This window comes from Enterobacter wuhouensis (assembly GCF_035835995.1).
Lineage (GTDB): Bacteria > Pseudomonadota > Gammaproteobacteria > Enterobacterales > Enterobacteriaceae > Enterobacter > Enterobacter wuhouensis.
The window spans coordinates 1,760,526-1,775,294 of record NZ_CP142124.1; the positions used below are offsets into that span (position 1 = coordinate 1,760,526).

General features: G+C 56.0%; 16 protein-coding genes, 2 tRNA genes and 1 riboswitch. Of the genes, 8 read left to right on the forward strand and 10 right to left on the reverse strand.

Annotation, left to right across the window (positions count from 1 at the left end):
* Positions 1 to 34 precede the first annotated feature (34 nt).
* The gene (locus tag VPX56_RS08340) at positions 35 to 541 is read right to left on the reverse strand and encodes a CS1 type fimbrial major subunit (RefSeq protein ID WP_131635511.1); all 507 of its coding nucleotides are present in this window, start codon (positions 539 to 541) and stop codon (positions 35 to 37) included.
* Positions 542 to 618: 77 nt separating this feature from the next.
* Positions 619 to 1,362 carry a fimbrial protein gene (locus VPX56_RS08345; RefSeq protein WP_131635510.1) on the reverse strand — a complete coding sequence of 248 codons (744 nt, stop codon included), beginning with the start codon at positions 1,360 to 1,362 and terminating at the stop codon, positions 619 to 621.
* Between the two features lie 308 nt (positions 1,363 to 1,670).
* Here VPX56_RS08345 and VPX56_RS08350 point away from each other — a divergent pair, with 308 nt between their 5' ends.
* Both VPX56_RS08350 and VPX56_RS08355 read left to right on the forward strand, forming a co-directional pair.
* Entirely contained in the window at positions 1,671 to 2,423 is a 753-nt protein-coding gene (locus tag VPX56_RS08350) for a winged helix-turn-helix domain-containing protein (RefSeq protein WP_131635509.1), read from the forward strand.
* Positions 2,420 to 2,896 (forward strand): hypothetical protein, encoded by a 477-nt coding sequence (locus VPX56_RS08355; protein WP_263609191.1) that lies wholly within the window; start codon positions 2,420 to 2,422, stop codon positions 2,894 to 2,896. The genes VPX56_RS08350 and VPX56_RS08355 overlap by 4 nt, the downstream gene beginning before the upstream one ends.
* 55 nt (positions 2,897 to 2,951) lie before the next feature.
* On the opposite strand, the gene yccA is transcribed toward VPX56_RS08355, so the two are convergent.
* A complete protein-coding gene (yccA, locus tag VPX56_RS08360; RefSeq protein WP_131635507.1) occupies positions 2,952 to 3,611 on the reverse strand; it encodes an FtsH protease modulator YccA in 660 nt (219 codons plus the stop codon).
* Between the two features lie 269 nt (positions 3,612 to 3,880).
* Here yccA and VPX56_RS08365 point away from each other — a divergent pair, with 269 nt between their 5' ends.
* Positions 3,881 to 5,509 carry an ABC transporter substrate-binding protein gene (locus tag VPX56_RS08365; RefSeq protein ID WP_326471060.1) on the forward strand — a complete coding sequence of 543 codons (1,629 nt, stop codon included), beginning with the start codon at positions 3,881 to 3,883 and terminating at the stop codon, positions 5,507 to 5,509.
* Positions 5,510 to 5,653: 144 nt separating this feature from the next.
* Positions 5,654 to 5,741 (forward strand) — tRNA-Ser (locus VPX56_RS08370).
* 43 nt (positions 5,742 to 5,784) lie between these two features.
* Here the strand turns inward: VPX56_RS08370 and VPX56_RS08375 are convergent.
* From VPX56_RS08375 to VPX56_RS08385, 3 genes are read right to left on the reverse strand one after another with little or no spacing between them, the layout of a single operon-like run.
* Entirely contained in the window at positions 5,785 to 6,543 is a 759-nt protein-coding gene (locus tag VPX56_RS08375) for an ABC transporter ATP-binding protein (protein WP_326471062.1), read from the reverse strand.
* On the reverse strand, positions 6,540 to 7,571 hold the full coding sequence (locus tag VPX56_RS08380) for a FecCD family ABC transporter permease (RefSeq protein ID WP_131635504.1): 1,032 nt from the start codon (positions 7,569 to 7,571) through the stop codon (positions 6,540 to 6,542). Before VPX56_RS08380 ends, VPX56_RS08375 begins: the two co-directional genes overlap by 4 nt.
* Positions 7,568 to 8,581, reverse strand: a complete 1,014-nt coding sequence (locus tag VPX56_RS08385) for an ABC transporter substrate-binding protein (RefSeq protein WP_326471065.1) — start codon at positions 8,579 to 8,581, stop codon at positions 7,568 to 7,570. Before VPX56_RS08385 ends, VPX56_RS08380 begins: the two co-directional genes overlap by 4 nt.
* Positions 8,582 to 8,739: 158 nt before the next feature.
* On the opposite strand from VPX56_RS08385, the gene VPX56_RS08390 reads away from it, so the two are divergent.
* Positions 8,740 to 8,827 (forward strand) — tRNA-Ser (locus VPX56_RS08390).
* Positions 8,828 to 8,889: 62 nt separating this feature from the next.
* Here the strand turns inward: VPX56_RS08390 and VPX56_RS08395 are convergent.
* Positions 8,890 to 9,891: a magnesium transporter gene (locus VPX56_RS08395; RefSeq protein ID WP_326471067.1), complete on the reverse strand. Its 1,002-nt coding sequence runs from the start codon at positions 9,889 to 9,891 to the stop codon at positions 8,890 to 8,892.
* A gap of 60 nt (positions 9,892 to 9,951) precedes the next feature.
* Positions 9,952 to 10,121, reverse strand: a riboswitch (M-box (ykoK) riboswitch).
* Positions 10,122 to 10,280: 159 nt separating this feature from the next.
* Between VPX56_RS08395 and VPX56_RS08400 the strand changes: the two genes are divergently transcribed.
* On the forward strand, positions 10,281 to 10,784 hold the full coding sequence (locus VPX56_RS08400) for a DedA family protein (protein ID WP_326471069.1): 504 nt from the start codon (positions 10,281 to 10,283) through the stop codon (positions 10,782 to 10,784).
* Position 10,785: 1 nt separating this feature from the next.
* On the opposite strand, the gene VPX56_RS08405 is transcribed toward VPX56_RS08400, so the two are convergent.
* Positions 10,786 to 11,535, reverse strand: a complete 750-nt coding sequence (locus VPX56_RS08405) for an SDR family oxidoreductase (RefSeq protein WP_131635500.1) — start codon at positions 11,533 to 11,535, stop codon at positions 10,786 to 10,788.
* Between the two features lie 100 nt (positions 11,536 to 11,635).
* Here VPX56_RS08405 and VPX56_RS08410 point away from each other — a divergent pair, with 100 nt between their 5' ends.
* Positions 11,636 to 11,995: a winged helix-turn-helix transcriptional regulator gene (locus VPX56_RS08410; RefSeq protein WP_042718861.1), complete on the forward strand. Its 360-nt coding sequence runs from the start codon at positions 11,636 to 11,638 to the stop codon at positions 11,993 to 11,995.
* A 1-nt stretch (position 11,996) separates the two neighbouring features.
* On the opposite strand, the gene VPX56_RS08415 is transcribed toward VPX56_RS08410, so the two are convergent.
* Both VPX56_RS08415 and VPX56_RS08420 read right to left on the reverse strand, forming a co-directional pair.
* Positions 11,997 to 12,791: an SDR family NAD(P)-dependent oxidoreductase gene (locus tag VPX56_RS08415; RefSeq protein WP_131635499.1), complete on the reverse strand. Its 795-nt coding sequence runs from the start codon at positions 12,789 to 12,791 to the stop codon at positions 11,997 to 11,999.
* 126 nt (positions 12,792 to 12,917) lie between these two features.
* The gene (locus tag VPX56_RS08420; RefSeq protein WP_131635498.1) at positions 12,918 to 13,361 is read right to left on the reverse strand and encodes a winged helix-turn-helix transcriptional regulator; all 444 of its coding nucleotides are present in this window, start codon (positions 13,359 to 13,361) and stop codon (positions 12,918 to 12,920) included.
* 154 nt (positions 13,362 to 13,515) lie between these two features.
* Between VPX56_RS08420 and agp the strand changes: the two genes are divergently transcribed.
* Positions 13,516 to 14,757: a bifunctional glucose-1-phosphatase/inositol phosphatase gene (gene agp / locus VPX56_RS08425; protein ID WP_326471074.1), complete on the forward strand. Its 1,242-nt coding sequence runs from the start codon at positions 13,516 to 13,518 to the stop codon at positions 14,755 to 14,757.
* Positions 14,758 to 14,769 lie beyond the last annotated feature (12 nt).

Consider the following 14,769-nt stretch of genomic DNA (forward strand, 5'->3'; position numbering starts at 1 on the left):
ATACCCTCTGACGTTATTCCTTAGGTGCTGGGTGTTACGCACCGCCTTCCGTGGTGGTCGCCTGAGTCAGCATCAGGCTAACAACGCCGCTGTACTGGCCGGTTTTCAGAATGCCTTTGGTGGTCTGAGAAATGGTCAGAGGCAGTACCGCAGAACCGTTTTCAATGCTGCCCGGGAACAGTTCAGTTCCGGTAAATTCGGCATCGGCGGTGGTTAGGGTTTTATCACCCAGCTTCACGGTCATCGGTACGGCCTGATCGCCTTCCGTATTGCTCAGCTGTGCAGCGCTTACCAGGCGAACCTTGACGTTGCTGGTGGCGGAGTTTGACCATACCTTGGTATTCACGCGGTAGCTTTCCAGCCCGCGGCCAGGCAGATACTGCATATCGATGCTGGCCGGCAGAGGCGTATTATCGGCCTGGGTCAGGTCCAGCTGCGAATCAACGCTGGCGTTGACGGTAATATCTTTCTGGATCGCCAGGACGCTAACGGACGTGGTCATCGCGGCAGCAATCATCAGAGGTTTAATTAATTTACGCATTGATATCTCCATATTTACAAATGAGCACCTTGGCTCTTTAAACAAACCACACGTGGTTTTTTTACAGTGACGTCGTGTTATTGCACGACGGGTAAATCAGCTTCCTCAGCGGTTTTTTTCACCCAGTTGAAGTAGCGGAATTTATATTTTTGGCCTTTAACCTGCGCGAGCGTTTTTAATTTCCGCTCGGTATCCGGGTAAATCGTGGCGTCTTCTTTCACCCATTTGCAGGTTTCATCCGACTGACAAATACCGATCTCCCTGAGCGGGACGCGCAGCGTGCCGCTGTTCTTTAACGTCCCGCGAGCCGGGTCGATTGACAGCGAAACGAGGCTTTTTTCCGGCGCGAGATGGACGAGCGCGCCCCATATAACGTTGACCCCCAATTTTGCCGTTGCGCCAGATTCTTCTGAATGCCCTGGAATAATGCTGTCAGGCTGCTTCACGCCTTCAAAATAGACCCGCCAGGTACTCTCCTTCGCCGGCGGCGTGAGTGATACCAGACGAACCACGCGCATTGCGCCTGCCGAGAGGGCGAATTTTTCGGGCGTGACCACTACGCCGCCTTCTTTCCACGAAGCCACGTCAATCTCTTTTTCCTGCGGCGTTCCCGGATTAAGAATTTTCTTTTGCCTCACTCGAATGAACTGAATATCATCCGTTTTAGATGCCACTTTTATTTGCGCCGCACCGGAACTGTCCACGTTGAGTTCCATGGGATACACGCTCATATTGGCCATTGTCATTTCCGAGAAAAATGACGCTGACAGCGCGGCGATATAAAAGGCAGTTTTCTTATTCACACTATTTTTCTGTTTCACTTTCGGTCCGCCTGCGTTGAGTTCTTTCCCGGCGCATTCACAACGGGACACCCTCTGCTAACGTATTGCTTCAGGGCAGGGAAACTTTAACCAGAACAGCGGTTTGTGAAAATTTGTATTAATTAACTCGTTATATACAGTTTTTTATCCTGCTTTCCTGGCTTTAAGGTTGTATAGTTAAGCGAAAATACCGCGACCCGGGATGGGGAGAAAACTCCTTCTGATGAAAAAATAATCAGTTCAGGAGGCGATTTTCTTGTCGTTGTATCAGGGATTAAAAAGCATGCGGTAACAGCCGAGAATGAAAGATGTTTTTTATATGCAATAATTCGTTGTTATTCGATCCTGAAGCACATGCAATAAGTATTGTTGGGCAACCCGAGTCTGTATTAACGCTTTCGGCTCCGGCCGTTCGTCTTTTACAGGAATTTATTCGCCATAAAGGGCGCGACCTGAGCCGGGAGGAATTGATCACTCGCGTGTGGGAGGAGTTCGGCTTTACGCCATCGGGAAATAACCTCAATAAGGCGGTAAGCGAATTACGCAAAAGTTTCCACGCCCTGGGCGACAGCCACGAGTTTATCGTGACCGTGCCCCGGTTTGGATTCCGCTTTGACGCCGACGTTATTTTTAAGCCCGTAGAGAGCGTTACGCCCGAAGTGCCTCAGCCATCCGTCGAACAGCCGTCAGGATATAAGCGTTTATCCAAAAAGTGGTGGCTGGTTTTAGCGGTATTAACGACGTCAGCCGTGGGGCTTAGCCTGTTTTTTAGCCGACAGCTTGAGATAACCGTGCCCGCGACCCTAAAACCCGTTAAGGAAAAAATAGCCGGCTGTCGGCTTTGGGTGGTTAACGATCATGGCCGACCGCTGGTGTTATCGAAACTGACCGAGCTGCTGAAGAAAAATAACGTCGCGTGCGAGCGTGAGGAGTACAACATTTATTATTTCAGCGCCCGCTTTTCGCTTGCCGCCGCCGATGAGGTGTTCATCGGTGCCTGCCCGGTAAGTGAAGCCAGCCTGTGTAAAACTATTCGCTATAAAAGCGGGGCGGAAGAATGAAAAACAAACTTCTGTTCGGGCTGGGTGGCGCGGTTATTGGCGGAGCGTTTGCGCTCTTTATCTACACGGGCGGGGCCTATAAGCGCGATGCGCTGGCCTGCAGCACCGAGTTTAATTTTACGCGCAATGAAGGAAAGGCAAATGAAGTGAAGGTCAACGCCGTTGCCCAGTTCTATTTTCATCGTAACGGCACCGGCCTGACCACCTACAAAGGCGCGGCAAAGGCTGAGGGCCGGAGCCTGATCGTTGACAGGGACGTGGATTTTACGTGGGAGCGACGGGACGATGATAAGGTGATTGTCCTGAGCTACACCAAAACCTGGCGTCGACACAATGACAATACCCCCGATGCCCAGTGGGGAAGCTTCGCCTGGCCGACCGCCCGCTACTATCTCACGATCTCCGAGCTTTCGCCCTCGGTGTGGCTGATTCAGGACCGGCGTTACCCCACCTATATTTGCCGGGGTGATTAAGGCATAAAAAAAGGAGAATGCCGGGGCATTCTCCTTTTTATAATTCACGTTCTGCTTAATCGCGGCTTGCGAAGCCCAGGATGCTCAGCAGGCTGACGAAGATGTTGTACAGCGACACGTACAGGCTCACGGTTGCGCGAATGTAGTTCGTCTCGCCGCCGCGAATAATGTTGCTGGTTTCAAACAGGATGGCACCCGATGAAATCAGGATAAACACGGCGCTGATCGCCAGATGCAGAGCAGGCAGCTGCAGGAAGATGTTCGCCACCATACCGACCAGCACCACCACGATACCCGCCATCAGCATCCCGCCGAGGAAGGACATATCCTTACGCGTGGTCAGCACGTAGGCCGAGCAGCAGAAGAACACCAGCGCGGTGCCGCCCAGCGCCATACCGATCAGGTCACCCATTCCGGCAGACAGGTAAGCGTTAAGGATTGGCCCCAGGATATAGCCCAGGAAGCCGGTGAAGGCGAATGCAGACAAAATACCGACCGGTTTGTCAGCGGTTTTGTAGGTCAGGAACATCAGGCCATACATGCCGACCAGCGTCAGGATAAGCCCCGGAGACGGCAGCATCAGCACGGTGCTGGCGGTTGCGGTGATTGCGGAAAACGCCAGCGTCAGGCTGAGCATAAAATAGGTATTGCGCAGCACCTTGTGGGTGCTGAGTAGCGATGTGCGGTCGCGTGAAGACGTAATAATACGATCCATGAGTCACTCTCTTATGACAGATGTAATTAACGGCAAGAATAGGAAACGGGACGCCAGACTCAAAATGGTTTTACCCATCTTTACTCAGCACGTTAGCGCTGAAGCTGGTGATTTATTCTAAAGAAATCCTTTTCAACGGTATGAACAGCGGTTTGACGGCTTTATTCAGATCAACCTCTTATAGGTTACTGAAATATATTGCCTTATTTAAGCCCGAGCGCTAAGAGTTATTTCCGGATCGTCATAAAATAGACAATAAGGCGAAGGAAATGAAACCACAAACACGCACTAACTTTACACTCTCTTTGTTAACCGCCGCCATACTGTGCGCCAGCACGGCAGGCCGGGCGGCTAACGTGCCGGCAGGAACCCCGCTGGCGGACAGGCAGGAACTGGTCAGGAATAACGGCAGTGAGCCCTCATCGCTGGACCCGCATAAAGTCGAAAGCGATGTCGAATTCAATATTATCAGCGATTTATTCGACGGGCTGGTGAGCGTATCCCCGCAGGGCGAGATACAGCCGCGCCTGGCGGAGAAATGGGAGAACAAGGACAACACCGTCTGGACGTTCCATCTGCGCCCGGGCATCACCTGGAGCGACGGCACCGCGATTACCGCCGAGGACATCGTCTGGAGCTGGCAGCGTCTGGTCGATCCTAAAACGGCCTCACCGTACGCCAGCTATCCGGGCAATATGCACATTGTGAACGGGGCGGATATTGCCCAGGGCAAAAAAGCCCCCGACACGCTCGGCGTGAAGGCGGTCAACGACACCACGCTGGAAGTGACGCTCACGCAGCCCAACGCGGCCTTCCTGGCGATGCTAGCGCACCCGTCGCTGGTCCCGGTGGATAAGGTCCTGATTGGTCGCTACGGTGATAAGTGGACCAAACCAGACCATTTTGTCAGCAGCGGCGCGTATAAACTGTCGCAGTGGGTGGTTAACGAGCGCATCGTGGCCGAGCGTAATCCGCGCTACTGGGATAACGAACATACCGTTATCAACAAAGTGACCTATCTGCCCATTACGTCCGAAGCGTCGGACGTCAACCGCTATAAGGCGGGTGAAATCGACATCGTTTATACGGTGCCGATCAACCAGTTTGCCCAGTTGAAGAAAACGCTGGGCAGCGAACTGGACGTTTCTCCGCAGCTTGCCACTTATTATTACGAGTTCAACACCACCCGACCGCCGTTCAACGACGTTCGCGTGCGTAAGGCGCTGAACATGGCGCTGGATAAGGACATCATAGCAGAGAAAGTCCTGGGACAGGGGCAGCGCCCGGCGTGGCTAATTAGCCAGCCGGATATCGGTGGCGTGAAGTTACAGAACCCGGACTACGCCAGCTGGCCGATGGACAAACGCATCGCCGAGGCGAAAAAGCTGCTGGCCGAGGCCGGATTTAACGCCGATCATCCGCTCAGCTTCAACCTGCTCTATAACACCTCTGAATCGCACCAGCGTATCGCCATTGCCGCCAGCTCGATGTGGAAGAAAAATCTCGGCGTGGACGCGAAGCTGCAAAATCAGGAGTGGAAAACCATGCTGGACACTATGCACACCCACAACTTTGACGCGGTGCGCTATGCCTGGATCGCCGATTACGACGACGCGGCAACCTTCCTGAATAACTTCCGCACCGGCGACAGCGAAAACACCAGCCAGTACAGCAACCCTGACTACGACAAGGCGTTGATGGATGCTGCCAAAGCGAAAACTCCGCAAGAGCGCGGTAAGTTCTACCAGCAGGCAGAAGATCTGCTCGGGCGAGATGTTCCCGCGATCCCGGTTTATCACTATGTTCGCACGCACCTGGTGAAGCCGTGGGTGGGGGGATTCACGCCGGACAAGCTCGGGTACTATTTCACTAAAGATATGTACATCAAAAAGCACTAAGGCTGGACGGTGTATTTTATGCTGAGAAAATGGCCAATATGTTGTCTATTCAACCGATTAAACGCATTTTGGCTATTTTTAAAGCGAACGAATGGGCGTGCTCTTTACAGCACGCGGTGAGGTGTTTATAGTGCGCCTCACTTAGGAAGCGTGGCCGAGCGGTTGAAGGCACCGGTCTTGAAAACCGGCGACCCGAAAGGGTTCTAGAGTTCGAATCTCTACGCTTCCGCCAAATTCGAAAACCCTGCGATAGCAATATCGCAGGGTTTTTTCGTTTACGCCATCTGATACCCAATCGCGATCCGTGCCGCTTCCCGCCTGACCAGGGCTTTGACGTTCCAGGTCATTTCAATTTTTTCCGGGGTCAGGACTTCGTCCGGTTCGCCTGCGGCGGAAACCCGCCCGGATTTAAGAAGCACCAGTCTCTGGCAAAAATTTGCCGCCAGGTTAAGGTCGTGCAGTGCGACGACCACCGTGAGCGGGAGGCGAGAAATGAGCCGCATCAGCTCCAGCTGGTGCTGAATGTCCAGGTGGTTTGTCGGTTCATCAAGCAACAGCACGCGCGGCTGCTGGGCCAGCGCGCGGGCGATCTGGGTTCGCTGGCGCTCGCCTCCCGATAATTGCCGCCACCTTTTCTTACGCAGTTCGCACAGCTGCATCTGGATTAAGGATGCATTCACCGCCGCTTCATCCTCGCGGCTGGCGCCCTGAAACGCCCTTTTGTAAGGCGTGCGCCCCAGGCGCACAATCTCCTCGACGGACAGATCGCCGTCGACCTCCACGTGTTGAGGGACAAACGCCATGCAGCGGGCACGCGCTTTTAGCGGCATTTTCCCCAGCGCCACGTCCCCGATCGCAACGTGATGGGCGTGGCGGGGGAAAAGGCCGGCAAGGCAGCGCAGCAGCGTGGATTTTCCCGAGCCGTTAGGGCCCAGAAGGCCGGTGATTTGCCCGGATGAAAACTCGAGGGTGATATTGTTCAGCACGGTCTGGGCCTGCCGGGTCATCGTCAGTCCGGAAACAGAAATATTCATTTTTTATCCTCCCTGTTGCGATAGAGAAGTATGACGAACGCAGGAGCGCCCACCAGGGCCGTCACCACGCCGATGGGGAGCACCTGGTTCGCGATAAGGGTTCGCGACACAATATCGGCCAGGATCATAAAGTGGGCGCCAGTGAGAAACGTCAGCGGGATGGAATGGCGATGGCCCGATCCGCTCAGCATGCGCGTCGCGTGCGGGATAACCAGCCCGACAAATCCTACGGCTCCGATAGCGCTTACCAGCGTTGCCGTGACCAATGCGCAGACCAGCAGCAGCGCGATGCGCACCAGGGTCACCGGAATACCCAGCGTCGTTGAAACCTCATCCCCAAAGGTGAAGGTATCCAGCGCCCGGGAAAAGATGAACACGGCGAGCAAGCCGGAAAGCGTGACGGCCAGCGCCAGCAGCGCGTCGGGCCATCGAACGCCGCTCAGGCTTCCCAAAAGCCAGAACATTACGCTGCGGGACTGTTCGGCATTGGCGGACGTACTGACGACATACGCCGTCAGGGCGTTGAAAAGCTGCGTACCGGCTATCCCCGCCAGCAAAATCCGTGGCGGACTGGCGGTCATGCCGTTGGTAATCACCATGATAAGCGCAAAAGCGGCGCAGGAGCCGATAAAGGCACCGCTGCTGACGCCCAGCGTGCTGCCGCCGAGCCCCAGGAGCATAACGCACACCGCGCCCAGCGAGGCGCCGGCGGAAATGCCCAGCAGATAGGGTTCCGCCAGCGGGTTGCGCAGTATCGACTGCAGAACCAGACCGCAGAGCGCCAGGCCGCCGCCGCTGCACGCCGCCATCAGGGCCCGACTCATGCGGTATTGCCAGATAATGCCTTCCTCTATCTGCGGCAGGTCGAACGAGGTGAGTCCCAGCCCGTTGAGTATGGCTTTACCCGTACTCGTGAAAGAGATGGTGATATCGCCAATGCTGGCGGCGAAAATCAGCATCAGGGGCAATGCCAGGACGCCAGCCGCCAGCAGCCCGTGCTGCCGGGAAGTGGATGACAATTTTCTCATTGTTCGCGCTGAAACGCTGCCAGCCGCTGGCTGATGTGTTCAACCGCATCGACGTTGCGCAGCGAGGGATTTAGCGACATCGCCGGGACCACGATAATGCGGCCTTTCTGAACGGCTGGAATGTTCTTTGTCACCGGATCGCTTCGCAGAAACGCTTCTTTTATCGCCACGTCGTCGGCCGGATAGAGTCGGCGGGACATATCCGCAATCACGATGACGTCCGGCTGCGACCGGGCGATATGTTCCCAGGTCACGGCGGGCCACTCATCGTGGGAATCGATGACGTTCTGTAAACCGAGCGTGCTGGCGATCCAGCCGGGCGCGCCGTAATTACCCGCAACCCAGGGATCGCCGTTCAGGCGGCTGCTGGAGAACCAAAAGACGACCTTCAGCGGCGTGGAGGAGGCGCGCGCTCTGGCTTTTGCCTTATCAATGCGCGCCGTCAGCTCGCGGTTGAGCTGCTCGCCCCGCGCTGAAACATTAAAAATGGCCGCCAGCTCCGTAACTTCGCGTTTGATTTCCGTCAGCGTAAAGGGTGCGGTGCGCGCCCCGTCAGCGTTCGAATTCTCCGTAACCCCTTTGTTCATGCAGTCGGCAGGGGAGATCCACGTCTTTACACCCAGCGACGAAAACTGTTCGCGGGTGCCCACTTCACCCTGCGGGCCGATATGCCAGTGATACTGCGCGAGGACGAGGTCGGGTTTCTGCGCCACGACGGCTTCAAATGACGGCGAATTATCGGCAAGCTTATGAAGGTTTTTGCCTTTCTCAGCCAGCGCGTCCGGCAGCCTGCCAAACCAAACCGACGTGGCGCTGATGTTGCTTTCCAGGCCTAACGCCAGCAGCAGTTCAGTTTCGTGTTGGCCGACGGTTACGACCCGCTGAGGCGGCTGCGTAAACGTCTCCTTGAGCCCGCAGTTTTCCATCGTTAACGGATAACTTGTTGATGCAAATGTGATATGCGTAAACGTCAGCAGTGTAGCCAGCAGCAGCGCTTTATTGATAGACACGATCCTGAACTCCAAATTGTTATGTTATAACATAATACATAGTTTTATGTTCAGAGCAACAGAGAGCAGTAAAGGGGGATTTCTGGCGGAAGACATTCAAATTCCTTCATTTCCCGCTTTACATAGCGCCGAGAGATGTTTATAGTGCGCCTCACTTTGGAAGCGTGGCCGAGCGGTTGAAGGCACCGGTCTTGAAAACCGGCGACCCGAAAGGGTTCTAGAGTTCGAATCTCTACGCTTCCGCCAAATTAGAAAACCCCTGCGATAGCAATATCGCAGGGGTTTTTGCTTTGGGGCGGTGCGGTGGGTTATTCCAGCCCCAGCGTGTACTGGGCAATTTTGAAGTAGATAATCAGCCCGGTGCCGTCAATCAGCGTGGCGATGAACGGCGCGGAGACCACGGCAGGATCGATACGGCAGCGTTTGAGGACCATCGGGATAATGGATGACACAATCGCGCTCCACAGCGTAATGCACACCAGCGTCAGGCTGACGATGAGCGTGATTTCCAGCCCTATGCCCATCATCCAGGCGCGAATACAGCCGGCAATGCCCAGCGTAACGGCAATCATCAGCGAGGTGGTCATCTCTTTACGCAGCACGCGCCCGACGTCGCGCAGATGGACTTCGCCCAGCGCCATCGCGCGCACCAGCGTCGAGGTGATCTGCGTGCCGCTGTTCCCGCCCGTGCCAATCAGCAGCGGAATGAAAAACGCCAGCGCAATGGCGGATTCAAGCGCCTCTTCGAAATGCTGGATCACCGAGCTGGTGTAGGCTTCCGCGACAAACAGCAGCAGCAGCCAGACGGAGCGTTTCTTCCACAGGTTAAAGGCGCTGGTTTCCAGATACGGCTTTTCGAGCGGCAGCGTTGCGCCCTGAAGCTGGGCGTCTTCGGTGACGTCGTCTTCCAGCAGGTGGGCAATTTCGCGCTCGGTCAGGCAGCCGACCAGCTTGCCGTGCGTCACCACTGGCACCACATCCGCGCTGCCGTGAGCCAGCAGTCCGGCAACATCGGCACGTTCATCGTCGGGTTTAACCTGGATAAATTCCGATATCATCAGTGCCTTCACCGGCTGTAGCGTATCCGCGGTCTGCAATAATTTGCGCACCGCAATCATGCCCGCCAGGCGTCCGTTATCTTCAATAAAAATATGCGACGGAATATCATCGTCTTTTAATTTTTCGAAAAACTGCTCGCGCGCCAGCGCCACGCATAATGAAATATCGAGGACGATAAAATCGGTATTCATATATTGCGCGACCGCGCTGTCGTTGAATGCCAGATTTTGGTTGTGAATAGCGTAAGACATAGTGAATTCCCTTTGAATAATAACATCTCTCAGGGGCGAGCAAGACAGGGCATGTCGAAGAGGAGATCCCCACGTCCTGGGTTCAGCACTGTACACCGTATCCCGCAAGGGAAGTTATACTGACAAAGCCTTGATTCGACAGTGCCTGTTTTACCCTGTGCCGGTTCTCTCGAACCCACCAGAGCGATAACGTGTATTTGTACAGGAGCCTCGCCATAACGAGATCGTTGTAAAACGAGAGGGATAATACGCTTATTTAATATTGCCGCTCGGGAAATTAAATAATGTTTAAGAACGGTTTAGAAGAATCTTATTAATAAAGCGTTGAGGATTTATTTAAGGTGATTCATTTCTAATGAAGAATTAAATAATCAATGGAGGAGAGGAAAATGACGTGGCTTGATAATTTGCTGAATCATTTTGCGCTCTACCCGGCACATCTTTTCGCGCTGTTATTTGTGATGGCGCTGAGTAAATCGACGGTGCTGATCTCCTCCGTGCTGCCGCCCGCCTCGGTGATGCTACTGGCGGGCATAACCGTCAGCCAGGCGAGCATGCATCCTGCGCTGGCGTGGCTGGCCGTGGTGTTGGGCGCAGCGGCGGGTTCGGTGCTGAACTACCATATCGGCCAGCTGATGGGGCACTCCCGGCTGGTCACGCGTTTCACCTCAAAGCATGCCGACAAGTTCTTGCGGGTACAGCATCAGCTGCAAAAGAACGGTGTCATCGTGCTGTTTACGTCGCGCTTTCTGGCGGTGTTGCGTTACATCGTCCCGCTGGCGGCGGGGATGCTCAGGCTGAATGCAGCAAAGGCCTACGCCGTCAGCCTGCTTTCCGCCTGCGTATGGGCGGCGCTGTATGTCGGCATCGTCACCGGCATCAGCGCCTTTTGAGTTACAGACTCCCCATTCCGCCGTCCACCAGCAGCTCCGTTCCTAACGTGTAGCTCGACTCGTCGGACGCCAGATAGAGCGCGGCTTTTGCCAGCTCCGTCGTCGAACCCATTCTGCCGAGCGGGACCAGCTTGATGACCTCAGCCATCATCGCGTTAAGCGCCTCGTCGCTCAGGCCCGTCTTCGTAAACGCCGGGGTTTCTACCGGGCCGGGGCTCAGGCCGTTGACGCGGATCCCGCGCGGTAGCAGCTCCGCCGACAGCGTGCGCGCCAGCGACAGCAGGGCGGCCTTGCTCGCGGCATACACGCTGCTGGTGGGCAGGCCAATGCGGGCGCTCACGGAGCCGCAGAGGATCACCGAGGACGGGTTATTCAGCAGCGGCAGCAAAGCCTGAATGAGAAAGAACGGTCCCTTCAGGTTGATGTTCATCAGGCGGTCCCAGGCATCCTCCTGCCAGGCTTCCAGCGGCGCGTGCGTCACGTCGCCCGCGTTGAGAAACACCGCGTCCAGGCGCGGCCAGCGGGCGGCGAGAGTTTCCGCCAGCGCTTTTTGCGAGGTGATATCTCCCGCATCGGTCGGGATCACCCAGGCCTTATCGCCCAGAATGCGCTCTGCTTCGGCAAGGGTATCCGGATTACGTCCGGTAACGGCAACGTGCGCGCCTTCGGCGATAAACGCCTGCGCGGTGGCGAGGCCGATGCCGCTGGTGCCGCCGGTAATCAGCGTATATTTCTCTGTTAAACGACCCATGTTGTTCTCCTGAAATGTCACTGGAGAAAGCACTATAGAAACGTTAGTATCGAAAGGGAACCAGGTACCAAATGGATACTAAAGCGGCAAGAGGTGTGCTATGGCAGAAATGCTGGACGTGTCATGCGAAAAAAAATCTGAGGTTTACACCTGCCCCATGACGCAGTTTGTGAACCTGATTTCCGGTAAATGGGCGATCCCGATCCTCTATCGCCTGATTATCCTCAATACGCCCGTGCGGTTTGGCGAGCTGCTCAGGGCGGCCGCGCCCATCACCCAAAAAGAGTTGACCAAACAGCTTCGCCTGTTTGAACAGCGCGGGCTGGTAACGCGGACGGTCTATCCGGAGATCCCGCCGCGCGTGGAGTATCAGATAACCGACCTGGGGCTAACCCTTCAGGGAGCGCTCTCCCCGCTGGCCGCCTGGGTAAGCGAGTACGGCGACCAGCTGGAGCGTTAGGCTAGCGTTTGACGTAGCGCGGTGCCGGAATGCCGGTGCGCGCGCTGCCAAACAGCTCAAGGCGCGCCGCTTCGTAGCGATCCCACAGGCCGGCGTCGTGCATCGGCGGGATGGTGATGAGCTCGCCCTGATCCAGACCCGCCAGCGACGCGTCGACCATATCGTCGGTGGTCATCACCGACCCTTCCGGCAGATCGTTCACCGTGACGCCTGAATGGCTCCAGATTTCCGTCGCCGTGGCGGCGGGCAGCACGGCCTGAATGCGCACGCTGCTGTCGGCAAATTCTTCCTGTAACCCACGGGTAAAGCTCAGTACCCACGCCTTGGTGGCGCTGTAGAGGGCGCTACCGGCGCGGACGTGTAGCGCTAACACCGAGGCGATATTGATCAGCGTCCCGCGGTTTTTCTGCGCAAGGCGGGGCAGGATAGCGTAGGTTAAGCGCATCAGCGCCGTGGTGTTCAGGGTGTTAATGGCCTGATGCTGCGCCACCTCGCCCGAGAGGAACGGGGCCATTTGCGCCGTGCCCGCGTTGTTGATAAGCGTATCAATCGCGGTATTGCTGCGCAGCTCCTCTTCCACGGCGCGGATCCCGGTCTCGTCGGTGAGATCGGCCACCAGAATATCGACGGCCACACCGTAGCGCGTGCGCAGGTCGGCAGCGAGGGTTTTCAGGCGATCCTCGCGGCGGGCGACCAGCACCAGGTTAGCACCGCGCGCGGCAAGACGATCGGCATAAACGGCACCGATTCCGGAGGAGGCACCCGTGATCAGGGCGGTGGTGATTTGCGTAGTCATCGTGCGTTACCTCAAAGCAAAGTGGGTTATTTGGTTTCAATATGAAACTGAATTAACTCTCTGTCATTTGGTTTTATAATGCAACCATATTGCGCGCAATTTTTTACTTTTGCCGGGCGGGGGCGATCAGGAGGGGAGCTTAGGCACGATCTCTTCTGGGGAAAGCTGGCGGCCGTCGTCGGCGATAAGCGCCAGTTTACGCAGGGGTTTACGCTGTTGGGTATCAACCAGCACGGTGCCGCATTCGTTGTCGGCAAACAAAAATTCATTGCCCCACTGCGACAGGGCGACCAGCACCGTTTGCAGGGCGCGGCCTTTGTCGGTCAGGACATACTCCTGCCAGGCGCTGCCGTCGGACGCGGGCTGGAGCGTGAGAATGCCTTCCTCCACCAGCAGCTTCAGGCGCGTGGTCAGCATGTTCTTGGCGATACCGAGGCTTTTTTGAAACTCGCCGAAGCGTTTGATGCCGCGCAGCGCGTCGCGAACAATCAGCAATGACCACCAGTCCCCCACGATATCCAGCGAACGGGCGACAGGGCAGGTGCTCTCTTCAAGGCGGGTACGTTTCACAATACGGTCTCCAGCGGGGGTATGGTTTTATTATAAAACTGTTTTACGCCATCCGTAAGCGAGTTAATCATCAGTTTGAGAAATGCTTCCCGGAAAATTGTCACGGATCTGTCACACTCAGTGCGACATTAAAAAAACGCATGAGGAAAAAGGGATGAGAAAAGCACTACTTGCTGTTGCAGTGGCTGGCAGCCTTTCACTGACGTTTGCCGTACAGGCGCAGGACACGCCGGACGGGTATCAGTTAGAACAGGTCCTGATCATGAGTCGCCATAACCTGCGCGCGCCGCTCGCCAATAACGGCAGCGTGCTGGAGCAGTCCACGCCGAAGCAGTGGCCGGAGTGGGAGGTGCCGGGTGGTCAGCTCACGACCAAAGGCGGCGTGCTGGAGGTCTATATGGGGCACTATATGCGCGAGTGGCTGGCGCAGCAGGGAATGGTGACCAGCGGCGAATGCCCGCCAGCGGATAGCGTTTATGCCTACGCCAACAGCCTGCAGCGCACCGTCGCCACCGCGCAGTTCTTTATCACCGGCGCGTTCCCGGGGTGCGACATTCCCGTCCATCACCAGGAAAAAATGGGCACCATGGACCCAACCTTCAATCCGGTGATCACCGACAATTCGCCGGAATTCCGCGAAAAAGCGCTCAAGGCGATGGAGTCCGAGCGGCAGAAAATGCAGCTTGATGAGAGCTACAGGCTGCTGGAACAGCTGACGAATTACGCCGACTCGCCGTCCTGCAAGGAGAAAAAAGTCTGCTCCCTGACGGAGGCGAAAGATACCTTCAGCGCTGACTATGAAAAAGAGCCCGGCGTTTCCGGGCCGCTCAAGGTGGGGAACTCGCTGGTGGATGCCTTCACCCTGCAGTATTACGAAGGCTTCCCTACGGACCAGGTGGCCTGGGGCGAAATCAAAACCGACCAGCAGTGGCGCGTGCTGTCTAAGCTGAAAAACGGCTATCAGGATTCGCTGTTCACCTCCACCGACGTGGCGCAAAACGTCGCCAAACCGCTGGTGAAGTATATCGACAAAGCGCTGGTGACCGAGCAGGCTAAAGCGCCAAAAATCACTCTTCTGGCCGGGCATGATTCGAACATCGCCTCGCTGCTCACCGCGCTGGACTTCAAAACTTACCAGCTGCATGACCAGCAGGAGCGCACGCCGATTGGGGGCAAAATTGTCTTCCAGCGCTGGCATGACAAAAACGCCAACCGCGAGCTGATGAAGATTGAGTATGTTTACCAAAGCTCGGAACAGCTGCGAAACGCCAGCGTGCTGTCGCTGGAATCCCCGGCACAGCGCGTGACGCTGGAGCTAAAAGGGTGCCCGATTGATGCAAACGGCTTCTGCCCAATCGATAAATTCAATGCGGTGATGAACGACGCGGCGAAATAGAAGAAAACCCCC

Coding starts and splice junctions, on each gene's coding strand:
- VPX56_RS08415 (WP_131635499.1), bottom strand. CDS start 12,791: ATGACTACGCAAATCACCACCGCCCTGATCACGGGTGCCTCCTCCGGA.
- VPX56_RS08375 (WP_326471062.1), bottom strand. CDS start 6,543: ATGAATATTTCTGTTTCCGGACTGACGATGACCCGGCAGGCCCAGACC.
- VPX56_RS08405 (WP_131635500.1), bottom strand. CDS start 11,535: ATGGGTCGTTTAACAGAGAAATATACGCTGATTACCGGCGGCACCAGC.
- VPX56_RS08350 (WP_131635509.1), top strand. CDS start 1,671: ATGTTTTTTATATGCAATAATTCGTTGTTATTCGATCCTGAAGCACAT.
- VPX56_RS08365 (WP_326471060.1), top strand. CDS start 3,881: ATGAAACCACAAACACGCACTAACTTTACACTCTCTTTGTTAACCGCC.
- VPX56_RS08355 (WP_263609191.1), top strand. CDS start 2,420: ATGAAAAACAAACTTCTGTTCGGGCTGGGTGGCGCGGTTATTGGCGGA.
- VPX56_RS08400 (WP_326471069.1), top strand. CDS start 10,281: ATGACGTGGCTTGATAATTTGCTGAATCATTTTGCGCTCTACCCGGCA.
- agp (WP_326471074.1), top strand. CDS start 13,516: ATGAGAAAAGCACTACTTGCTGTTGCAGTGGCTGGCAGCCTTTCACTG.
- yccA (WP_131635507.1), bottom strand. CDS start 3,611: ATGGATCGTATTATTACGTCTTCACGCGACCGCACATCGCTACTCAGC.
- VPX56_RS08340 (WP_131635511.1), bottom strand. CDS start 541: ATGCGTAAATTAATTAAACCTCTGATGATTGCTGCCGCGATGACCACG.
- VPX56_RS08395 (WP_326471067.1), bottom strand. CDS start 9,891: ATGTCTTACGCTATTCACAACCAAAATCTGGCATTCAACGACAGCGCG.
- VPX56_RS08410 (WP_042718861.1), top strand. CDS start 11,636: ATGGCAGAAATGCTGGACGTGTCATGCGAAAAAAAATCTGAGGTTTAC.
- VPX56_RS08380 (WP_131635504.1), bottom strand. CDS start 7,571: ATGAGAAAATTGTCATCCACTTCCCGGCAGCACGGGCTGCTGGCGGCT.